At 62.7% G+C, this 20,422-nt stretch carries 21 protein-coding genes; 9 read left to right on the top strand and 12 right to left on the bottom strand.

Features of this window, described 5'->3' with window-relative positions:
* Positions 1 to 227: 227 nt before the first annotated feature.
* The gene (locus MFF55_RS19160; RefSeq protein WP_306421463.1) at positions 228 to 1,361 is read right to left on the bottom strand and encodes a helix-turn-helix domain-containing protein; all 1,134 of its coding nucleotides are present in this window, start codon (positions 1,359 to 1,361) and stop codon (positions 228 to 230) included.
* A gap of 311 nt (positions 1,362 to 1,672) precedes the next feature.
* Between MFF55_RS19160 and MFF55_RS19155 the strand changes: the two genes are divergently transcribed.
* Positions 1,673 to 2,386, top strand: coding sequence for a Crp/Fnr family transcriptional regulator (locus MFF55_RS19155; RefSeq protein WP_238245703.1), 714 nt, complete (start codon positions 1,673 to 1,675; stop codon positions 2,384 to 2,386).
* Between the two features lies 1 nt (position 2,387).
* Positions 2,388 to 2,648, top strand: a complete 261-nt coding sequence (locus MFF55_RS19150) for a DUF6894 family protein (RefSeq protein WP_238245702.1) — start codon at positions 2,388 to 2,390, stop codon at positions 2,646 to 2,648.
* A gap of 582 nt (positions 2,649 to 3,230) precedes the next feature.
* Here the strand turns inward: MFF55_RS19150 and MFF55_RS19145 are convergent.
* A complete protein-coding gene (locus tag MFF55_RS19145; protein WP_238245701.1) occupies positions 3,231 to 3,485 on the bottom strand; it encodes a DUF6894 family protein in 255 nt (84 codons plus the stop codon).
* A 194-nt stretch (positions 3,486 to 3,679) separates the two neighbouring features.
* Between MFF55_RS19145 and MFF55_RS26860 the strand changes: the two genes are divergently transcribed.
* Positions 3,680 to 3,811 (top strand): hypothetical protein, encoded by a 132-nt coding sequence (locus MFF55_RS26860; RefSeq protein WP_283206768.1) that lies wholly within the window; start codon positions 3,680 to 3,682, stop codon positions 3,809 to 3,811.
* A 181-nt stretch (positions 3,812 to 3,992) separates the two neighbouring features.
* Here MFF55_RS26860 and MFF55_RS19140 read toward each other — a convergent pair whose 3' ends face one another.
* The 5 genes from MFF55_RS19140 to MFF55_RS19120 all read right to left on the bottom strand — a co-directional run bounded on the left by MFF55_RS19140 (position 3,993) and on the right by MFF55_RS19120 (position 8,773).
* On the bottom strand, positions 3,993 to 4,730 hold the full coding sequence (locus MFF55_RS19140) for a recombinase family protein (protein ID WP_283206767.1): 738 nt from the start codon (positions 4,728 to 4,730) through the stop codon (positions 3,993 to 3,995).
* Between the two features lie 186 nt (positions 4,731 to 4,916).
* A complete protein-coding gene (locus MFF55_RS19135) occupies positions 4,917 to 5,195 on the bottom strand; it encodes a hypothetical protein (protein WP_238245699.1) in 279 nt (92 codons plus the stop codon).
* On the bottom strand, positions 5,170 to 5,526 hold the full coding sequence (locus MFF55_RS19130) for a hypothetical protein (RefSeq protein ID WP_238245698.1): 357 nt from the start codon (positions 5,524 to 5,526) through the stop codon (positions 5,170 to 5,172). The genes MFF55_RS19135 and MFF55_RS19130 overlap by 26 nt, the downstream gene beginning before the upstream one ends.
* Before the next feature lie 428 nt (positions 5,527 to 5,954).
* Entirely contained in the window at positions 5,955 to 8,255 is a 2,301-nt protein-coding gene (locus MFF55_RS19125) for a bifunctional DNA primase/polymerase (RefSeq protein ID WP_238245697.1), read from the bottom strand.
* Between the two features lie 53 nt (positions 8,256 to 8,308).
* Positions 8,309 to 8,773, bottom strand: a complete 465-nt coding sequence (locus tag MFF55_RS19120; RefSeq protein ID WP_238245696.1) for a helix-turn-helix domain-containing protein — start codon at positions 8,771 to 8,773, stop codon at positions 8,309 to 8,311.
* A gap of 590 nt (positions 8,774 to 9,363) precedes the next feature.
* Between MFF55_RS19120 and MFF55_RS19115 the strand changes: the two genes are divergently transcribed.
* Positions 9,364 to 10,107, top strand: coding sequence for a hypothetical protein (locus MFF55_RS19115; RefSeq protein ID WP_238245695.1), 744 nt, complete (start codon positions 9,364 to 9,366; stop codon positions 10,105 to 10,107).
* A gap of 34 nt (positions 10,108 to 10,141) precedes the next feature.
* Here MFF55_RS19115 and MFF55_RS19110 read toward each other — a convergent pair whose 3' ends face one another.
* The 3 genes from MFF55_RS19110 to MFF55_RS19100 all read right to left on the bottom strand — a co-directional run bounded on the left by MFF55_RS19110 (position 10,142) and on the right by MFF55_RS19100 (position 13,194).
* Positions 10,142 to 10,606, bottom strand: a complete 465-nt coding sequence (locus MFF55_RS19110) for a DUF4411 family protein (protein ID WP_238245694.1) — start codon at positions 10,604 to 10,606, stop codon at positions 10,142 to 10,144.
* Positions 10,607 to 10,612: 6 nt separating this feature from the next.
* Positions 10,613 to 11,782, bottom strand: a complete 1,170-nt coding sequence (locus tag MFF55_RS19105) for an ImmA/IrrE family metallo-endopeptidase (protein ID WP_238245693.1) — start codon at positions 11,780 to 11,782, stop codon at positions 10,613 to 10,615.
* Between the two features lie 206 nt (positions 11,783 to 11,988).
* Positions 11,989 to 13,194, bottom strand: a complete 1,206-nt coding sequence (locus tag MFF55_RS19100) for a tyrosine-type recombinase/integrase (protein WP_238245692.1) — start codon at positions 13,192 to 13,194, stop codon at positions 11,989 to 11,991.
* 538 nt (positions 13,195 to 13,732) lie between these two features.
* Between MFF55_RS19100 and MFF55_RS19095 the strand changes: the two genes are divergently transcribed.
* On the top strand, positions 13,733 to 14,998 hold the full coding sequence (locus MFF55_RS19095; protein WP_238245691.1) for a hypothetical protein: 1,266 nt from the start codon (positions 13,733 to 13,735) through the stop codon (positions 14,996 to 14,998).
* A gap of 88 nt (positions 14,999 to 15,086) precedes the next feature.
* On the opposite strand, the gene MFF55_RS19090 is transcribed toward MFF55_RS19095, so the two are convergent.
* On the bottom strand, positions 15,087 to 15,302 hold the full coding sequence (locus MFF55_RS19090; RefSeq protein ID WP_238245690.1) for a hypothetical protein: 216 nt from the start codon (positions 15,300 to 15,302) through the stop codon (positions 15,087 to 15,089).
* A 422-nt stretch (positions 15,303 to 15,724) separates the two neighbouring features.
* On the opposite strand from MFF55_RS19090, the gene MFF55_RS19085 reads away from it, so the two are divergent.
* Positions 15,725 to 16,855: a S1C family serine protease gene (locus MFF55_RS19085; protein ID WP_238245689.1), complete on the top strand. Its 1,131-nt coding sequence runs from the start codon at positions 15,725 to 15,727 to the stop codon at positions 16,853 to 16,855.
* A 34-nt stretch (positions 16,856 to 16,889) separates the two neighbouring features.
* Positions 16,890 to 17,600 carry a J domain-containing protein gene (locus tag MFF55_RS19080; RefSeq protein WP_238245688.1) on the top strand — a complete coding sequence of 237 codons (711 nt, stop codon included), beginning with the start codon at positions 16,890 to 16,892 and terminating at the stop codon, positions 17,598 to 17,600.
* A 93-nt stretch (positions 17,601 to 17,693) separates the two neighbouring features.
* On the opposite strand, the gene MFF55_RS19075 is transcribed toward MFF55_RS19080, so the two are convergent.
* Positions 17,694 to 19,172, bottom strand: coding sequence for a serine hydrolase (locus tag MFF55_RS19075; RefSeq protein WP_238245687.1), 1,479 nt, complete (start codon positions 19,170 to 19,172; stop codon positions 17,694 to 17,696).
* 274 nt (positions 19,173 to 19,446) lie between these two features.
* Here MFF55_RS19075 and MFF55_RS19070 point away from each other — a divergent pair, with 274 nt between their 5' ends.
* Entirely contained in the window at positions 19,447 to 19,800 is a 354-nt protein-coding gene (locus tag MFF55_RS19070; RefSeq protein ID WP_238245686.1) for a phasin family protein, read from the top strand.
* Between the two features lie 247 nt (positions 19,801 to 20,047).
* On the top strand, positions 20,048 to 20,422 hold the full coding sequence (gene clpS, locus MFF55_RS19065; RefSeq protein WP_373874837.1) for an ATP-dependent Clp protease adapter ClpS: 375 nt from the start codon (positions 20,048 to 20,050) through the stop codon (positions 20,420 to 20,422).

Raw genomic sequence — 20,422 nt, 5'->3', positions numbered from 1 at the left:
GCCACGGCGCGCCAAGTCGCCTATCGCAAGGTATATCAGCGATGGGCTCTGGGTGCGATGGGGCGTGTGGACGCTTGCGCTCGCTCCCACCTGACAACGACGTGGGCAGGAAGTCCCTAGTCAGGATTGGCGCGCTAGCACCGCGACGAGGTACTCGTCGGCGAAGACGAGCCGGCCGTCGGTGTCGCCGCCTCCGGGCGCGACCTGCACAGGCTCGAGACGAAGGCTCATGCCGCAGAGCGGTCTCCCAGGTGCAGGTAATTGGCCTTGAACTCCGCCAACGTCCTCAGGCGCGGCAAGTTCAGGATCGTCAGCCGCCTGCCCCCCAGTTCGATCAGCCCCTGCCGCCGCAACTCCTGCAGCGAGCGGTTCACATGCACGTTCGACAAGCCCGTCGTGTCGGCGATGTCGAGCTGCGTGATGGGCAAGTCGTAGCTGTTGCCCTGCGCGAGGCCGACCGCCCCCAGCCGCACCAGCAGCTCGCAGAACAGATGCGCGATCCGCTCCACGGCCGAACGGCAGCCGACATTCATCAGCCACTCGCGCAGGGTCGCCTCGTCCACGAGCGTCGCCATGCGAAGCGCGCGAGCGATCTGCGAATGATGCTGCACCAAAGCCGCCACGGTCTCGGGGGCGATGCGGACCACCTTGCAGGCCGAGAGCGTGGTGATGGTGTGATCCATCCGGGAGAGCAGCGCGACGTCGAGGTCGCCCATGTCGCCGGGCACCAAGTAGGCCATGATCTGGCGATGGCCGTTGGCGCGGTGCTTGAGCCGCCCGGCAAAGCCCTCCATGACGAGGAGCACGCCATCGGGCCTGTCGCCCTCGTGCACGAGACTGGTCTGCGGCGGCACGATGCGCGCATTGGCGCTGACCTGCTCCAGCACCACTCGGTCGGCCTCCGACAAGGCCGCGAAGCCTTCCAGCTTGCGCACGAACGGGTTGCTCACGCTCCCGGCCTGCTCGACCACCGGGAGGGATGAGGCTCGCTCCCCGTCTGCACGCGCAGCATTAGACCCGCCCAAGAAGAGCTCGTCACACAGGGCCACCACGTCCCGGGCCAAAGCAGGCTTGATCAGCCATGGCGCGCCCTGGAAGCTGACGGGATGTGACGTGTCCTGCCGGCAGGCAGAGTGGACCAGGAAGGGCACGCTACGTCGACGCAGTTCCTCGGCCAGGGTGGCGCTGGACCCGTCTCTCAGAGTGATGTCGATGATGGCGAGGGTCGGGCTGTTCTGGCTGAGCGCTGCCAGGGTCTCTCGCGTGGTCGCGAACGGTCCGAGCACGCGGTAGCCCGCGGCCTGCAACGCATCGCTCAGATCCAGGCTGACAAAGCTGTCCGCTTCCGCTAGCAGCGCCACAGGCTGCTGTGCCATCTCTTGCATACAAAGCTCCGGAAAGGCCGGCTAAGAGCCTAGCGCGGCGTTCTGGCCGTTTTAACGAGTGATATTAACTCAGGTTCATTGCGCGCAAGGTAGTCCGTAGGCTTGGTCTGATTTCGTACTCTCTTTTGTGCGATACCAGACAAAGTAAAGTCCAAGCCGAGTTGGCTTTGCATCTCTTGCAATACTTCTGTGTCTTCGCTATTTACTTCGTATCGTCTGCACGATGATCCGAGCGCAAACGACTAGGAGACACGCCGTGCTCTTGCTCCGACAGGCAGACGAGAGCCGTGGCTCAGCTTCAGCAGAATGCCGTGCGCAATCGCCTCCTCCGGGCGATGTCCCCCGACGATTTCGCGCTGCTCCAGCCGCACCTGCAGCCCATGGCGACCGAGCTTCGCCAGACCCTCATCGCACCCAACGAGCCCGTCACGAGGCTGTTCTTCCCGGAGGTTGCCTACACCTCCATCGTGTCGGAGGGTTCGGGCGGTCGGATCGAAGTCGGGCTCATTGGACGCGAGGGCCTCGTCGGCGCCTCGCCCGTCTTGCTCGACAGCGGCACCACGCCCTACCACGAGTTCGTCCAGCATCCCGGTGAGGTGCTTGGCATCGATGCCGTGAGTTTCTGCGCCGCCGTCGACCACAGCCCAACCTTGCGCAGGCTGATGCTGCGCTACCTCCAGACCAAGTTGGTTCAGGCCCGCCACACGGCTTACGTGAACGGGGCCTTCAACATGGATGTGCGCCTCGCGCGCTGGCTCCTGATGTGCCACGACCGGCTCGACGGCGACGAGATCGTGGTGACCCATGAGTTCATCTCGCTGATGCTTGGCGTTCAGCGCTCCGGTGCGACGCTGGCCGTGCAGACGCTGGAGAGCAACGGCCTCATCAAGGCGGCGCGGGGGCGGATCACCGTGCGCGACCGGGACCGCTTGGTGGCCCTGGCAGACAGCAGCTACGGCGCGACGGAAGCGGAATACGCCCGCCTGATCGGGGGAGTGTGAGATGCCCCGCTACTTCTTCAACCTTCGACATCGTCCAGGACCTGATGGGCTGGCAGTGGACCCGGAAGGCAACGAACTCGCGGACCTGAGCGCCGCGCGGGAGCACGCCTTGTTCATGGCCCGCGACATGATTGCCAGACTGCGCACGGACGTCGTCCGAGACTGGTTCGTGTGCTCCTTCGAGATCGAGGACAAGGACGCTCAGCTTCTGCTCACGGTGCCGTTCAGCGACACCGTCTCGGACGAGGGTGTCTGGGAGTAAGTCAGACCCACTGCCCCAGCAGCGCGCGATGTTCCAATAGGACTTGCACTCATGGAACATTCCAGGTCGGCCAGAACCAGTTCTGAGCAGGCAGTCCTGCTGCTTGGAGCCGGGCCCCGTACCGCGAAGTCTCAGATCCTATTGGAACGCTGACGATGCTGGCGAACTGAACTTCCATGCCCCGTGAGAAGGTCCGCTTCGCCGATAAGGAGACGGGCGGAAAGCCACCCATCCCGGTCATATTCGTCCGTTTTATCAAGCCGCCCGGAAGTGGACGCTCGGAAGGTCCGACATGGGTCGAGTGCTAGCGTTCCGCTTAAAGGCCTAGAAGGGTGGAAAGCAAACCTTGACTATTCGACGTGACTGTCTCGCCAACTTTGTGGCCCACTGTCGGGTGTTTGCAGTTGAGACAGAGGCTTTCTCCGATCGACCCAGGCCTAGTTGGCTTCCTCGGTCCGGCCATTCTCATTGAACACATACCAACGCTTGGCTGACATTGAACCATGTTGTTTGTCGGCCGTGGCCTACACGAACAACATCGTAGGAGAGGCTAACGCTCGTTCGTCTCCCTGAGGCTGCACCTCAGCCGGATGCGTAGCTTCTAACCGCTGCCGCTTCGGTGAAGCAGAAGTCGAGTTGAAAGAGGATGAGGCCCCGGCTGTCGGTGACCTCCAACCTCCATTCCTCGCCGAACGAGAGCCTGTCGGCTTCGTCCCTTAGAATTCCGCTTGCAAGGCGGACAGCCTCGCGACGGGCGGTCTGCCAGTCAGGTAGTTCAGTGCCTTCGGTGTCGAGCTTGCTGCGCCCATCGTGGACGTTGAAAAAGTATCGGGGCAAGTGCCGCTCCGCTGGTAATCGGCGGGAGCACGCACGTCTCTCAGTCGTCGACGCCTGAGACCTCATTCGACGATGGGCGCTTCAAACATATGTTGGCGGAATGTGCGCCGTCATATGATGGGTTCTGCTGTCACGAGGTCGTTATCACCTGTGGCTGTGGGTGCTATAGGCTCGCACTACGCTTTGAGGCGTTGATGGAATGGTTCGCGAGGTTGGCAGAGGCAGGCAGGCGCAAGATCCCGATCTTCTACGACAACGAGATGATCGGCTTCGGACGTCAGTTCCGCGTCGACGGCAGCAACCTTCGGACTCAACCACACCTGTGACAGTCCGCTTTATAGATGAAGAATCCGAAGGCAGCCTTTCCGCTTCCGGCCACCATCGATCGCTCGTGCCGCTCATCAGAATGCCCGGAAGCGGACCTTGCGAGCGCCTACTTTGGGTCGGAAGCGGAACCTCGACGGTCAGTCGATTGAGGCCAAACCTTGGGTCCTTGGGTGGCCAGGTCTAGGCGCGGGCCATGATCCGGCCAACTTGCATCGCGTTCCAGACGCCGCCCCGAGCTGTCTCGACCCGACGCGCATTCAGCTCGGCGGCGATGCCACGGTGCGAGGCGATGCCAGCCGTCTGGATGGCGTCGATCACGGGTAGGACGTTGGCAGCGAACCTGTCGGCCTCGGCCCGGTTGACGCTCGCACCTTTGGCTGAGGCCTCGGCGAGGTTGGTCCGGTTACCGAGCTGGACACCCTTCGCCTTCAGCTCGGCGAGGGCCGAGCGGGTACGGGCCGAGATCATCGCCCGCTCCTTCTCGGCGAGGGCCGCATAGAGGTGGAGCAGGAACGGGTCGGCATCAGCGCCCAGATCGGTGCTGATGAAGGGGACGCGCTGGCTCATCAGGCCTGCGATGAAGGTCACGTCTCGGCTCAGCCGATCCAGCTTCGACACGATGACGTGACATCGGAGCTTGCGCGCAGCGGCGAGGGCAGCGGCGAGCTGAGGCCGGCGCTCCAGGGCATCGGCACCCTTGCCGCTCTGGTGCTCCTCGAACTCGGCGACGACAAAGAACCCGTTGGCCTCGGCGAACACAGCGATGGCCTTGCGCTGCCCATCGATGCCGAGACCGGATCGCCCCTGTTGCTCTGTAGACACACGAGTGTAGGCAACCAGAGGCTTGAGGGTCGGTGCAACAAGACCATACGACCCAATGGTGTTGTTGCATGGTCCAACCGCAACCGGCTTGTTCATCCCGACCCCCGGCTCCGCTTCGCCTTCGGCGAAGCATAATCAGGACTATCCGTGAGTTTTAGAAAGCAAGCAAGGGATGCGGGGGTCTATTTCTACCGTGTTGTCGCGGTGCAACATACACTATCTGACATATATACTTCCGAAAAATTTCATTTTTCCTTGAATGATAACAAATGATCTGGCAGGCTATTCTTCGCGATCGACGTAAGCCATCCAGCTGTCGACACCGGCATACTCCCGAGCCAGTCCGTCGAGCAGGATCGGCCGTTGCTTCTCGGACAGTCGATCCATGATGAGGCCCAGGAAAGCCGGCTGTCGCGGGTGATCGCTGTCCGACATGATCAGGTCGTAGACGTCGCGGAAGCCCTCGGTCTGCGCCTCGGCGTTGCCGCGGCCGGCGGCAATCTGGGCGATGTCGTAGACCTGACCCTTCAGGTTTTCATAGAGGGGGCTGTTGAGGGGCATCACGGCTCTCCGTCAGGCTGGCAAGGTAAGCCCGCCAGCCCTGCGACGTGAACCGGACATCGTCAATCGTCGGGCCGGCGCCTTCGGCAAAGCGTTGGACCCAACTCAAGTCGGCGGGGAGGCCGATGCCGGTGAGGTAGGAGCGGTAGGCCTCGTTCCGGTCGAAGGGCTCGCCGCGGCGGGCGGCGAGCCATCCAAGCACTGCGTCGACCTGGTAGAAGCGAGGTGATCCCGTCGTCGGCCGGAACCAGGTAGAGGGCAACTCGGCCGGGCCGATGCCACGGCACCGCCACGTCGCGAACAGGCCCCGGTCGATCCCGAGGGCAGCCACCAGAGTGCGAGTGGTGAGGACGGCCCATGGAGGACGGTCACCGAAATCGGCCTGAGAGACCTGCGGTAGGCTGCTCAAGGCGGTGGAGGGTTTGCTGATAGTAGCGCCCAGGTGTGTCGGAGAGGCGTCTAACAGGGGGCTTATCAGAGGAGGGTTAGACACTTTGGCAGTTCCTTGGCACGGTGGTGGGCGGGGTGAACAAGGTCATATGACGACCCTTGGCGTCTAACCCTCACCCCCTTAGACGCTCATCGGCTGGAGAAAGTCCTTATCTTTCAACGATGTCTAAGTATCTAAGCGTCTAAGGTGGAAATAGGGATTTTGTTTTTCCACCTTCATTGCCTCTATGAAAACAAAAACGGCGAAAGGGCCCTAGACGCTTAGACACTTAGACAGCGCCCATTTACGGGACGCTGTCCTAGGTCTGGTCACTCTTTGCCCCGGCCCACCCCGTGCCAGTGCAAAGCGTCGCGTAACGTCTGAGGGGAGGCATCTGCGAACTCGTCACCGAGCGTGTAGAAGGTCCCTCTCACCACGCTCGGATCGCCCGTTCGGTGCTGGCCCCGCTTCACCCAGCCGCGCTGTCGAAGGCCATCTCCGACCTCTTCGTTGGATGGGAAGACCTTCGCTCCTTGACCAAGGATTGCGCGGCGCACCAGCTCGACCACGACCACCGGGCGCCCGTGCTCCTCCAACGCGGCGTCCAATGCCTTGTCGGAGGGCGTCCGGCCATCGGCGATGAGACGCTGCTTCGCCTTTGTCATGCGCGGCGGGGCAGCGGGATCGAAGTGCGACAGGTCGCGCTTCAGGAGCCACGCCTTGAAGGCCGGGATCTGTTTCCAGCCTTCAGCACGCAGGTGCAGGTAGTAATCGTTGTCCCGGCGAGGTGCGATGATCTCTATCACGTGCCATCGCTGATCACCCGGCTCGATCCCGTTGATTGGCACTGACTTGTTGCTGAACCCGATCATGATCAGCGGCGGCCGGCGCTCCACGAAATCTTGGTTCTTGAGCTGAACGCGCTTCTCTGGCTCTGTGATGATATCTTTCATATTGTTGTAGATGTCTCGGTCCCTCTGAAATATTTCTTCCAATACAGCAAGCTGCTTGTTAAATATTCCACCCTGGAACTGAGATGATAACTCAGTATTGCTTACGCGGACAGTATTCGACTTGCCGAGCATCTTCTCCCAAGCCTCGAACAACGTGCTCTTACCGTTCTGCTGAATGAGGCTGATGAACAACTTAGCATGACGCACCTTGACGCCGGGCTGCTGCACTGAGAAGGCCATCAGATCGAGGAAGTCTTCGCGCTCGTTCTCTTCGTTTGGCATCAGGTAAGCGAGGTGATTGAGCCACAGGCTGCAATCACCGGGGACTGCCTGAATACCGTCGTCGAGCCACATGTTACCGAAGGTGACGCCGCGCGGTCCCGTGAAGATGCGTTCCAGCCGGCCGGGTTCGTAGATACTCAGGTCCGCCTTGGCGGAAAAAGTGTCACCAGTGAATAGGTTAGCCTTGGTGCCTCTCTTGATCTTGACGCGGGGTCCCTTTTCAGTCTGTTCAGTGTAGCGAATGTTGATGTGGGCGTATGTGTCCGAGAAGTTACTCTTGGACTTTGTAATTTGCTTTGTAATATCGTAAAACAGCTCCGCTTCTGTCACGTAATAGTGTGATCGCTGAAACCTGTTCATCTCCACGTCTTTGTGTGCCAGCTGACTGGGCGTGGTGATCTTGCCTGTGTCCCTGTAGAGGCACCCTGCGCATGTCTCCGGCATCTCAGCCGCGAACGCTTCGCACCCGTGTGGCCCGGTCTTGCCGAGCATGTAGTCGAGCGCCTTGTCCGTCGCGGCAGGGTCGTACCTCTCTGGGTCCAGCGCCGAGAGCTTGTGGAAAATGGCTCTTCCGTTCTCACACCGGCCGATCACACCGGCCGACATCTTCCATCCCCACTCGGTGACACCCTTCGGTGCAGTCCTAAGCCGGTCGTTGGCAGCGCAGCCAGCCATCACGCTCGCCGCACTACCTTGGCCATCCGTCCACTCGATATCGTCCGGGTTGCTGAAGATCGCAGGCTCCCGCGTCGGCAGCGCCTTCACATTAAGCGCCTCGCTCCATCGCGCCGGCAGCTCAGCCAGAGGCGTTGTGAACGGGTCCGAGTGCCAGCTGTAGGCCCCCGCCTCACGGGCTGTAGGGGGCACGTTCACCTGCCCGCCATCGCCGCGCACGTCGATCCCGCACAGCGGCCTGGCCCGGTGCCCGGCAATGACATAGCCGAACCCAACCCTGTTCGGGATGTCCTCAGCCTCAGCCGGGTAGGCGTAGAACTCCTGAGTGCCACCTGACGGCGTCGATTGCGTCAGCGACGCTGGCAGCTTGCCGTAGCGGGCTTCCAACTTCGCCTTGTCGGCGAGTCCGTCCTTGCCCTTCGTCACGTCGAAGTCGAGGACGATGACGCGAGTCTCGCGGCCTGTCGCGACGCCGACGCCAAGATCCGGCCGAGCCTTCCACCAGGCCTCAATCTGCGTTGGATCGGTGGTCGCACGATGTTGCCAGGCACCCATCAAACGATCGGTTTCGGGATCCCAGGGTTTCTTGTTGCCGGCGTTGACTGGGAAGACCCGCCAGCCATGTGCCGCATAGGCCAACGCTTGGCCAAGTGACAGGTTCTTATTGCCAACGTCAGGCAATGCGACTATCTTATTCATGGAAATTTCCCAAACATCCAAGCCTAAAAGCCTCTTCCGCGCCAACGGGAGAGGCTTTTATTTTGAAAATTGGCTCAGATGTACTTGCGCCGACCAGTCTGAATACGTGCGAGCTTGAACGGGGTGAGCGGCAGGTGGGTGGCGTCGAGGATGTAGATCTCACCCCGCTCAGGAACCTGCAGGCCGCAGTGGCTGGCGCGCGAACCTTCACCGGCACCATGCTCATGCAGCTCCCCGCAACGCGGGCACTCGATGATCCAGGTTTCGGTCTTTCCGTTGGTCGAGAGCCGGCGTTGAGCGACCAGAGCAATCGGCAGCTCTGTACGGCCGAAGGGGCCGTTTTCGATCTTCACACCGTAGGGGAAGACCGGACCATCATCCGCTTGCGTGGCAGTGGTACCAGCGAGGAACTTCTGCACCTCGGGGAAGGCGTAGAGCACGCGCTTTCCAACCTTGACGGAGGGCACATACTTGCGGACGGTTTTGATGTTCAGACGCAGCAGAGCGGCAACCTCTGCACCAGTCATCATGCTCGGCATGATGCTCCTCCCATAACACAACCAAAGATCAGAATTGGATTGTGCTGGGGATCGGCCCTCACAGTAGTCCGAGGGCCTTGCGCTCATTCCGCACCCAACATGCGGACAGGCTTATGATTGTGATTATGATTTGAACTGCTACCTAGATAGGCATCCTCCTAGCTCCGTTCAAGGCCAAGATCGTCCGTCAAGGTCCTCATGCGAGGACACGCGGTCTGCCCGCGCCGTACGCCTCACTGAAACGCCGTTGCCATCACAGCAACTCAACAGGGTGGCAAGGCCTTGCCTCTACGCTGCCTTTTGAGCGGCTGGCAGAGAGAAGGTCGTTCAGTGGAGGTGTTGAACGATCTCAGGTCAGTGCTCCAGTTCAAGTACGAGGACAACGACCTGTTCGATGCTGGACTGGGCAACTACGGTGCGACCGATCCGAAGGGCGATAGATCGGCTCCCTAACCTCCGGATCAGCGACACAATCTTAGCCGGACACTCAAGTTGGCTGGGGAGGGCACCGGCTACGGGATCGATGTTCGTACTACCGATGTGTAGCCTCATGAGTTCAGAGCATCATTGAACCTGGGGCTGTCCGCAGCATGAGCTACGAGCTAATATCAGATGAGGAATACTCAAATCTTCCCCTTGAAGACGACCGATGTTTTATTGAGTTTGAGAGTATATGCCGCAGAAATATGACCCGAATGATTGATCAAGATACATCAACTTCTTTCGATCAGACGGTTAGAGAACAATACATGTCCGCAGTTTATGCCGTTGCACAAGAGTGCAATGTCACAGATGTGTTATGGTACTCTGGATCTCCCGAAGGTTTCAACGGTGATTTCAGATCTTTCAGTCTATCAGTTCAGGGTGCAGTAGCGCGCATGCGCATTCGACTGCGGGGACAGAACCACCCTTATTCCGTTTTACTAACCAGCAGTACGCGCACCAAGGTTGAACATTATGTTTCACGCATTCGGGATCTCATCGAAAAATCCGAGATGGACCCAGAGCGCAAAAAGCGGTTGGATGAAAGACTTGACCTTCTTCTAAAAGAATTCGGAAATCGCAGAGTAAGTTTCGCGAGTACTATGGCTATTCTTGTTGGATTAACAACCACTATTGCTGGCGTTGTCACCATCGCAGCCGATGGACAGAAAGCAGTCGCACAGATTATGGCTTTGATCGGAGCTGATAAAGAAACAGAAGAAGCAGCTGCGCAGAGGCTTTCACCTCCGCTGAAAGCCTTGCCCGCTCCAGAAGTTAAAAGACCAGCCATCCATGTAAAGCCAGCTCGTCCTAAACCAAACTATGACCTTGATGAAGATATTCCGTTCTGACGGGCTACGCTCCTATATACGCATCGCGCAAACTTCATCCCAACGTCCAATCCTCGGCGTCGAACATCTCAGCCAACTTGAAGCAAGGGACTTGTAGCTTGTTGCAGACGCCAGGAATTTTTCCGAGGTTGGCGGGGCCGTCTTCCTCGCTCACGACCCGGTACCCGTACACTTCCGCAGTAGCGATAACGAAGGGATCCGCGGCAAACTTCTCTTTGCCCTGTTTCACTAACCCTTTGTAAGTGTTGATGATGTAAGCAGCACGCGCCTGCACCTCCGCATCAGGTTGCAAGAACATGGCTTCCCTCTCTACAAGCCAGCTATGTAACTCTGGCGAGCGTACCTTACACTCATTTAGCACAAGAGAAGTTGAAACTAATCGCCCCATTATTACTAGGACCTCGAATTGCTCCCATAGTTTCGGAAAGCGGTTGGGTTTGTAGCGTTCATACCATGCGGCAATGAGAGAACTAGTGTCTATGCAATAGATGTCGGCCAACGAGTGTTACCCCTTTAGACCGAAGGCTGCCTGTTCCATGGCTGGAACAGATTTTACCTGCATATTGAGGTAATTGGATACGTCTCTGAGCGTCAATCGTCGGTCGTAATACCCTCGGAGCACTAGCTGTGCATAGGGCCGTCCAAGTTGGCTGAGAACGATGGTATGGCGTGGAATCGGCGCGCTCTTGCTCGGAGTTTCGAGGTCGTCGTACTCCTTCTGGAACACCGGCCTTCGGCTCTCGTAGAAGGCCTTGCTAGTTCGCCCTATCGTCAGCAGGCGGCGTAGCACCACCTCCCGACTGACGCCGAAGCGCGCCGCCAGGGCAGCGAGTTCGTCATCGTCCCAAGTCTTCTCTACACCCTTGCGAACAACCAAGTTCTCGCGCAGCAACCACTCTTTTGGCACCAGAGTCGCAGCGGCAGCGGCGTTGCAGAACCGCTCAACCTTCGCAGCATGAGCTTGGCCCTCGTCGGCACCGAAGCCGCTGACGCCGCTAGCTCGTACGACTAGGTGGCAGAACTCGTGTAGCAGCGTGAAGGTACGGCCGTTCGTTCGATCCCTGGAATTGATGAGGATCAACGGCATCCGCGGATCCGCGACGGCCGCGCCGCGCATCTCCAATAAGGACAGCTTAGGGACCAAAAACACGAGAACATCACGTGCTTCGATCTTGGCCCGCCAGCTCTCGAACGCCTTTGCGCGCCATGCTTGCTGCTCGGTTTCAGGGACGTTTAAGTAGGCACGAATACGCTCGCCTAGAACCTCCACATCCTCACTGAGATCTGCCGACAGACTGAACTCCCGCACTGGATCACCAATCTCTTGTCGGAGTTCTAAAGCGAGATCTCGACGCTCTTGAGCTTGGCGGATCACGGTCGTGAGAGCCGTGGTGAACACACTTGGCTCGGCGTCTGCGAGCTTGCGGAAGTCTTGAATCGGTTGGAAATCTGTAGGCGCCTCGTCCAGATAGAACAGGCTGGGCGCGCGCTTGTAGACGTTGGCCGCGGCCAAAAACTGCGGGAAAGAGAGCTGCAGCTCGCCTCTCTCAGCCGCCAGGAGTTTCTCAACGGCGATTCCGATAGCCTTTGCAGCCGCCTCAGGGGTGAGACGAGCTTTATCCCGAGCCCACGCGAGCATGATCGGGTTGATGAAGGCAGGGACGCTCTTTGCCATGGCTACGCTTAAACCATACCACGCTCGCCAACTGCGGCATGCCCCCGCCGCGAAATAACTGGGCACATCGTCGTTGAGACGCAGTGAGATACATGTTCACACTCCGTTCTCATATGTGTCAAACATGCTGATGCAACCACCTGATGCGTATCATCGACACGCCGGGCCCGCTCAGTCACGCTCTTCGTTCAGCCTGGCTAATGTATCTAGCCCGTCTCGTCGCCGGCTTCGGTCACCTTCATGATGTGGGCGGACCATAGATCGAGCGCGGCCCGTTTTTCGGTAGCGTAGGAGGCTCTGTTATAGACACCTGCGATGCCGCCCCGCGATCCCGAGACGTGGTTCAGGACAGCCTCTACAACGTGAGGCAAGATGCCAAGGTTGGCCATTCCAGTGGCACACGTCCGTCTCAAATCGTGAAGCACCCAGGGACGCTTCAGTTTGATTTTGGCGTCGAGCCGGACCTTGGACCGACTGAAGCCGGAGTAGGGGCCGGCGCCGCGGCCGAACAAGAACGGACTGTCTACGCGCCGCGGTTGCGTAGAGAGAATGTCGAGCACGGGTGCCGACAACGGTATGTCGTGCGGACGCCTGTTTTTCGATCGAGGCGCCGGAAGGGTCCATACACCGGCAGCGAGATCTAGTTCGTCCCAAACCATCTGCGCGACCTCGTCCCTCCGTTGGCCGGTCAAGGCGAGAAGGCGAACGATCCGCCCGAAGTCGTCGTCCCCACACACTTTCCAAACGGCCACCAATTCGGCGTCCGAAAGCACCCGGTCGCGGGCCACCTGAATTGTTGGTCGGTTCGTACCGATCACCGGATTAGATTCGGCCAAGCCCGCACCCATCGCCCAAGAAAAGAAGGTCGAGAGCACCACCCGGGCACGGTTCGCGGCATGAGGCCCACGCTCGGCACTGATGATGTCGAGCTGAGCCGCGATGTCAGCACGGCGCAACGAACTCAGGGGGATTCCGTGCAGGGGTTTCCAGTGGAAGTTGAGGTGATTGTTAAGGCTGTAGACCGTGCTCGGCCGCAGGCCCTTCTCCACAGAGGCGATATACCGGCTAACGACCCCACCCATCGTGACAGCCGCCTGAGATCTCGCCGCTCGCCGCGCCGCGTGAGGATCCTCGCCGAGTGTAGACTTCGCCATCCGCTCACGCGCTGCCGCGCGAGCTTCCGAAAGGGTGAGGACAGCTGCTGATCCGATCGTGAAGATCCTGGATGCGCCGCCCATTCGTGGCGGGCGTATGACCCACACCGAATGCCCGCTCCGGCGTATGCGAACGCCTAAGCCTGGCGTGTCGGTGTCCCAGACGACGCGCTCGTTTTGGCCCGGCTCAAGCGCCAAACCGGCAATGCCAGCTTTGGTGAGCTTGATGAGGTTGGTCGACGATGCGCGTCGGGCCACGACTGATCTCTATGCTGGGGTGCACCGGGGGTGCACGCCAGTTCACCCCTAACGCATCCATACGTGCGAAAATGACGAGGTGTCGATCATCTCTCACCTGAATTGCACCGCATTTTGCACCCCAAAACGCAGGTTGATACCAAGAGCTTGCTTTTGGTAATGAAGAGGTCGACAGTTCAATCCTGTCCAGCAGCACCATCATCCTGAAGTTGAACGGAGCGCCGGCTCAGGCTGGTCAAGCGTAATTGATCCCTCGCCATCTTTGCCGCCTGGGACAATCGCCCTATCTGGGCGATCTGTGAAACAGCCTCGCTTCGCCACCGCGCCGTCGCCTCGAGTCCCGGGGCGAGCCTCGCTCGCCAGATGGTCGCTCAGACCAGCTCTGCTCCTTACGGCTCTTTGTTCACCAGACGCCAAAGCTCAGGAGCCCGCCTGCTTCGTCACCGGTGGCGGCACGCTGGAGATCTGCCGCGGCGGCGAGCCGGAAGGCGTCTTCTTCACGCCTCGCCCCTGCGAGTTTGCGGCGAACGTGCAGCTCATGCGGCTCACGGGGACGCGCGCCGCGCCGGGTCCCCTTCAGGTGATCTACCAGGGCGAGACCCCGGCGGGAGGCAGGCGCGGTGATAAGGCGTGCGAAGCGCGCCGCGCGACCGATCGGCTCGACGGCGGTTCCGTCCGCTCGGGGCGCATGCCGGAGCAACTCGCCGCCACGATGCCGCCGACGGGCCACCGGATCTGGGAAATGGCGCGCCAGCTTGCCCGTCCCGAACCACGGCGCGAGCGCCGCCGCGGGCGACGCGCGAGGGCCCGCATGGACGCTGCCGCCGCGCCTGCCCCGGTGCAGGCGCCGGAAGGGATCGCCGCCCGCGCGCCGATGGTCGTCACCGGCCGCAATTGGGCGGGGGACGAGTACTACTACGCTTTCCTGCTCTCCACCGTACCGACCGAGGGCGGCAATCGCCGCGTCCTGCTCCAGGGTCGCACCTTCGATTTCGAGACGTTCGATATCCGGGGCCGGGCGGAAGACGGGCTCACCTGGACGCCCTTCATGCCTCAAGCGGAGGAACGGCCCCGTCGGCGGCGTGCCCGGACCTCCCAGAACCCGAACCCGAGCCCGAGCGCCGTGCTCGATGAGGCCGGCCGGCCCGTCATCGCCAACTGCCCGGGTCAGGGGTTCGAGACGCAGGGCCTCGTCGGATCGATCAGCGTCGTCGATCGGACCTACCACTACTTCTACACCGACATCCTGCCGGCCGATTGCAACGAGGTGCCCGACAAGCAGCGCATGGGCCTCTACCTGAGAACCAGCCGCGACCTCACGGCCGACCGGGTCTGGTCGGTGGCACGCCTCGTGACCGAGCCCCTGCCGGCACAGGTCGTCGTGCGGATCGGCAAGGCGAAGGGCATGGAGCGCTGGGCCGTATCCTATAGCTGCCACCGACCGGCCAACACCTCGGACGGGCCGGTCGCGGATCTCTGCGTGCAATACACGGCCGACCTTTCGATCGACTCCCTCAGGACCCTGGCTTGGTACGCCGAGCCCGTGATGGCGATGCGCTCGCCCGCTTATCTCGGGCTTCTCTCCGGCGGAGACGGCAGCGGACGCTTCGGCCGCAGCCAGCACTTCTGGATGACCGACCGCTACGGCAATCTCGACACGCCGGCGAGCTTTCCGGGCAAGGGTGGCTTTCTCACCTGGCTCGACCGCTTCGCGCCGGGCTACGAGGCCATGAGCGCATCGACCGTTTACGGGAGGCCGATCTTCTGGGGCACGTGGTCCGTGCGCAAGGTCGGCGCGAAATAGCGGCGGTCGCGGACCGGGACCGCTGAACCCGCCTCGCGTCCCGTCGGCGAATGGGCTGCAAAGGCCCATTCGCGCCGGGCTTCGACGATCAATTGAGGTAGGTGCGGATCCAGTTCGGCGAGAGGATCTCGCCCTCTTCGGTGATGATCCATGGTTGCTTGGCCGGGTCTCCGAGGGCGCCGGCCGCAGCCCTGATCGCCTCGCGGAGGGTGTCGAACCGCGCGGGCTGCGCGACGGGCGAGGCCGACGGCGCGGTGCGCCAAATCGTCAGGTCGGCCGGTCGTTCGAGGGCTTCGGTTTCCATGACACTCATTTTCCTTTGCCGAAGGGGGCAGACCCCGCGGGCTCGACCGGCTGGCAGAACGTTCGGGCCGGTCGGTGCGAGCCCCTTCTCATCACAAAACAAAGCAAGTCTTAGGCAGATTTGCGATCAATTCGGGCGCACCTGCGTAACGCAAATCCGCCTTGATCGTATTCTCGCGCCGAAAGCTTCGTGATTGCGACACAAAGCCCGACACGAAGGCCTGAGGATGCTCCCGTCCAATGGAGAAAGTATGAACTCCAACGGTGATCATTTCGTTACCACGCCAGCGGAGCGAAGCCGGTGCGTCGCCACACGCCGTTCGACCCAGCCGCAATCCCACGATTGAAGCGGACGCGGTGAACGACCAGCTAACGAAGCGTGGCCGCAAAGGGGCGCTCATGGCCTTCACATGGAGATAAACCGTGCCCGATCGGTTCGGACGGATCGCTATCGGCGTCGCGCTCGGCCTGATGACGCTCTTCGTGGCTCAGCCCTACCTGACGGCCTTCCTGTATTCCGCCGACGCGCCGAGGGCTGTGACGGCGCGAGGCGATCTCGCGCCGTTCGAAGCCGCGACGGCGGCCTTGTTCGAACGGGCAAGCCCGTCCGTCGTGCACGTCTTCGCCCAGGCCGCAACGCAGGGGCGCGCGCTGATGCGCAGCGATGCGGAGGAGGGCGGAGAAGGGGGAAGCCAGACCGGAACCGGCTTCGTCTGGGACGCGGCCGGGCACGTCGTCACGAACAACCACGTGGTGGCCGGAGCGACGCAACGGGGCGGCTCCATCGCCGTGCGCCTGTCGGCCGGCGAGGTGGTGACCGCCACCGTCGTCGGCACGGCACAGAGCTACGACCTCGCCGTGCTCCGTCTCGGACGGGGCGCAGCCATCCCGCCGCCCCTCGCGATCGGCACCTCCGCCGACCTCAAGGTCGGCCAGTCGACCTTCGCCATCGGCAATCCGTTCGGCCTCGACCACACCCTCACGACAGGCGTGATCAGCGCGCTGCAGCGCCGCCTGCCCACGGGGGAGGGACGCGAGCTCTCCGGCGTCATCCAGACCGACGCGGCGATCAATCCGGGCAATTCCGGCGGTCCGCTCCTCGATTCCGCGGGCCGCCTCATCGGGGTGAACACCGCGATCTTCTCACCCTCGGGGGCGAGCGCCGGCATCGGCTTCGCCATTCCGGTCGACGTCGTGAACCGGGTGGTGCCGGAGCTGATCCGCAACGGGCGCATGCGCAACCCCGGCATCGGCATCATCGCCGGCCAGGAAGCCACGGCCGCCCGGCTCGGCATCGACGGTGTCGTGGTGCTGCGGGTCCTGCCGGACTCGCCGGCCGCCCGGGCGGGCCTGCGCGGCGTCGATCCCCAGACCGGCGTCATCGGCGACGTCATCGTCGGGGCGGGAAACCGCACCGTTCACCGCCTGTCGGACCTCACCGCCGTCATCGCGGCGGCGGGCCTCGATCAAGCGATTGAGCTGACCGTGGAGCGGGACGGACGGGTCCGAAAGGTTCGGATCACGACGGCGGACGTGGCCGAGGCCCGGCTTTGACCCTACTCTCCTCGGCGCCCGATGGTGCGAACTCGTGACCCTTCTCCTTGGGGGGCTGGCGATCCTCGCCCTGTGGTGGCTCGGCCGCAACGCCTCGCGGATCAATCCGGCCCTGACCGCGCGCGTGCTCAAGCGGTTCGGCAGCTTCGCCGCGACGGGGCTCGCCCTGCTCTTCGCCCTGCGCGGCCGCATCGATCTCGCATTGCTCTTCGGCTTCGCCGGGATCTGGCTGCTCGAAGGAGCGGTCGGCGTGACGGGGCGCCTGCGTCGTCTGTTCCGCCGTCCCGGCGCGGGCCCGAGCCGATACCGCTCGGCCACGATTGCGCTGTCCTTCGACGCGGAGGGGCGGGTTCGCGACGGAATGGTGATGATCCCGCCCTTCGACGGCCGGGCGCTGTCGAGCCTTCCGCAAGAGGCTCTGCTCCAGCTCCTCGCGGCCTGCCGGTCGCGCGACCCCGGCGGCGCGCAACTCCTAGAGCTGTATCTCGACAGCCGGCACCCCGGCTGGCGTGTAGACACTCAAGGAAACTCCAACCCGGGGCCGCGCCGTCCGCCGAACCCAGGGGCGATGACGCAGGAGGAGGCGTACAAGATCCTGGGGCTTCAGCGCGGGGCGACCCTGGAGCAGGTCCGCGCGGCTCACCGCACGCTGATGAAGCGGGCTCATCCCGACCGGGGCGGAACCGTCGAGGGGGCGGCGCGCGTCAACGCGGCCAGGGACAGGCTGACGAACCGACATCGCTGATACTCCACGCGCGTTGCCAGAGAGGATTTTCGATGGTTCCGCCGCAACTCACGACGGTGGCTTCCAGGGCGCCGAGGACGGCGCCCGAAGGGGTCAGCTTCGCGTGGCGAAGCAGCTGAATCCGCTCCGCTTGAGCGCCTTGCAGGCGTCCTGCGCGTCGTCCTGCTCGGAGAAGCCGGAGAAACGCGCCCGGTAGAGGGTGGCGCCGCCGTGCTCGACCTTCACCGTGTAGGGGGCGGCCTTGCCGAGCATGCCGCCGGCCCGGGCCCGGGCTTCGGCCAGCATCGACTTCGCCTTGTCCTCGTCGTCCATGGCGCCGAGCTGGATCACCCAGGCCGTCGGCGTGATGCGGGGGGTGGCGACGGAGCGCACCGGCGCCTCGACGCGGGACGGCGCGTCCACCGAGGCGAGACGGGCCTCCGACTTGCCGCCGGCCGGGAAGCTGGGCTGGATCGCGGCGGGGGCGTAGGCCTGGGCGGAGCTCGGCAGCGGTGAAGCGGGGCGCCTCATGCCGGCACTGCCCGGTGTCGTCGTGCGGCTCGGCATGATGTCGAGGGGCTCGGAGATCGCCGTCGAAGCGGTGGTCTCGACCTCGTCGGCATCGGCGGAGGCGACCTGAGTCCGGGTCCGCGAGGCCGCGTCGGCGACGACGGCGGGACGGGCGCGCTCGGCCACTTCGACAACCGCCGGGGTCTGGCGGTTGCCGGCATAGGCACGGGGGAGGGTGGAGCGCACGAGGTCGGCCATGATCCGGTCGCGGCTGGCGCCCGACTTTCCGCCGAGCACGATCGCCACGATCTGGCGGTCGTCGAGCCTCGCGGCCGTCATCAGGTTGAAGCCGGAATCGCGGGTGTAGCCCGTCTTGATGCCGTCGACGCCCTGGACCGCGCCGAGCAGCCGATTGTGGTTGCCGATGGTGCGCCCGCGGAAGGCGAAGGAACGGGTCTGGAAGTAGCGGTAGTAGCGCGGGAAGCGGTCCTGGATGGCCCGTGCCAGGATGGTGAGGTCGCGAGCCGTCGTCACCTGATCCGCGTCCGGGAGGCCGGAAGCGTTGGCGAAGTTGGTGCGGCTCATGCCGAGCGACCGGGCCTTGCGCGTCATCATCTCGGCAAAGCGCGACTCGGAGCCGCCGATGTTCTCGCCGATCGCGCAGGCGACATCGTTGGCCGACTTCGTCACGAGCGCCTTGATCGCGTCCTCGACCTCGATGGTCGATCCAGGGCGCAGACCGAGCTTGGACGGTGACTGCGCCGCGGCGTAGGCGGAGACCGTCAGCTCGGAATCGAGCGCGAAGCGCCCGCGCTCCATCTGCTCGAACAGCATGTAGAGGGTCATCACCTTGGTGATCGAGGCGGGGTGACGCAGCGCGTCCTCGTTCACGGCGTGGAGCGTCCGGCCCGACTTCACGTCAACCACCATCGCGGCGTAGGGCGGGTTGTACCCGCCGGCCGGGCGGTGATGACCGCGGCGACGGGCGTCGGCCGGCTCGGTCAGGGCGACGGCGAAGGCCGTGGCGACGAGCGCGACGGGGAGCGCACGGGACGGCTGGAGGCGACGAAGAACGCTACGCATCACGAAAGACTGCCCTCGCCAGGCACGGCACCAGCAGGTGCGCACCGCAACATCCCTCGCGGGGCGACGGCGCCGCCGTGCCTCCGCAACATCTGTCAATGAGGCTAGGTGGACGCGGTTACGGCGGGGTTAATACAGTCCGATTGCTTTCGCGGCATGTACCGCAGCGCAGCAGCAAGCTTGACGGTCCTTGTTGCGGTGCACATGATCCGGTGTCGGGCGGATCTTCCGCTCCAGACGGCCGCCTGCCCATGCAGGCCCGGGACTTTCCGAAATGATGCAGCGCTTCGACAAGATGCCGGGCTTCGACAAGGCTCGTGAACTGGGTCAGGCCGGGACGGAGGGCATGATGAAGAGCGTCGCGGCGGTCTCGAAGACCGCCCAGACCCTCGGGATCGAGTGGAGCGACTTCGCCAAGCAATCCTACGAACAGGGCATGGCGGCGGCGCAGAAGCTTGCCCAGGCGACGTCGCCCCAAACGGCGCTGGAAATCCAGACGGAGTTCCTGAAGGCCTCCTACGAGCGTCTGGTCGTCCAGGCAAAGGTCACGGGCGAACTCTATTCCGGTCTGGCGAAGGAGATGACGCAGCCTTTCGCAGCCTTGGTGCCGAAGGCGCCTGCCGTCTGATTTTCTCCATCCACCAATCGATTCTCCCCCGGACCGTCGAGGCGCCTTCGCACAGCGGTCCGGGGAAGATCCTGCCCGCCGCGACGACGGCTTTCGGACGAAGTTCGGACAGTTGCGCGCATCCGACTGGCGAAGTCGGGTATCGCCCTATAGATTGATCCCGAAGCGAGCGCGCCTCGCCGGCGCGCCCCGCGGACCACGCAGCTTCACGAGCAGCATGCCGCCAGATGGGGTCGGTACGATTCATATGCAGGATGTCCTGATGCGGGGCGGCCGGCCAACGGTTGCGGCCTCGGACCCGCGCGAGCCGGGAGGCGGCGATGGCCGATCCGGCACGGCGATCATCACGCGGACCAAGCCGAAGACGAAGCGGCCGAGCCTCTACCGCGTGCTACTTCTCAACGACGACTACACGCCGATGGAGTTCGTCGTTCACGTCGTCGAGAAGTTCTTCAACAAGTCGCAGGAAGCTGCCTACCAGATCATGATGCACGTCCACCACAACGGCGTAGGGGAGTGCGGGATTTTCACCTACGAGGTCGCCGAAACCAAGGTGACCCAGGTGATGGACTTCGCACGCAAATACCAACATCCTCTCCAGTGCGTCATGGAAAAGAAATAG

It is taken from the genome of Methylobacterium iners (assembly GCF_022179305.1).
Classification (GTDB): Bacteria; Pseudomonadota; Alphaproteobacteria; order Rhizobiales; family Beijerinckiaceae; genus Methylobacterium; species Methylobacterium iners.
Note: the sequence above shows the minus strand (reverse complement) of the source record. Positions and strands in the feature narration are given on the sequence as shown.

Coding starts and splice junctions, on each gene's coding strand:
- MFF55_RS19095 (WP_238245691.1), top strand. CDS start 13,733: ATGCGGCTCACGGGGACGCGCGCCGCGCCGGGTCCCCTTCAGGTGATC.
- MFF55_RS19115 (WP_238245695.1), top strand. CDS start 9,364: ATGAGCTACGAGCTAATATCAGATGAGGAATACTCAAATCTTCCCCTT.
- MFF55_RS19105 (WP_238245693.1), bottom strand. CDS start 11,782: ATGGCAAAGAGCGTCCCTGCCTTCATCAACCCGATCATGCTCGCGTGG.
- MFF55_RS26860 (WP_283206768.1), top strand. CDS start 3,680: ATGGAATGGTTCGCGAGGTTGGCAGAGGCAGGCAGGCGCAAGATCCCG.
- MFF55_RS19090 (WP_238245690.1), bottom strand. CDS start 15,302: ATGGAAACCGAAGCCCTCGAACGACCGGCCGACCTGACGATTTGGCGC.
- MFF55_RS19075 (WP_238245687.1), bottom strand. CDS start 19,172: ATGCGTAGCGTTCTTCGTCGCCTCCAGCCGTCCCGTGCGCTCCCCGTC.
- MFF55_RS19070 (WP_238245686.1), top strand. CDS start 19,447: ATGATGCAGCGCTTCGACAAGATGCCGGGCTTCGACAAGGCTCGTGAA.
- clpS (WP_373874837.1), top strand. CDS start 20,048: ATGCAGGATGTCCTGATGCGGGGCGGCCGGCCAACGGTTGCGGCCTCG.
- MFF55_RS19140 (WP_283206767.1), bottom strand. CDS start 4,730: ATGAACAAGCCGGTTGCGGTTGGACCATGCAACAACACCATTGGGTCG.
- MFF55_RS19120 (WP_238245696.1), bottom strand. CDS start 8,773: ATGCCGAGCATGATGACTGGTGCAGAGGTTGCCGCTCTGCTGCGTCTG.
- MFF55_RS19150 (WP_238245702.1), top strand. CDS start 2,388: ATGCCCCGCTACTTCTTCAACCTTCGACATCGTCCAGGACCTGATGGG.
- MFF55_RS19135 (WP_238245699.1), bottom strand. CDS start 5,195: ATGCCCCTCAACAGCCCCCTCTATGAAAACCTGAAGGGTCAGGTCTAC.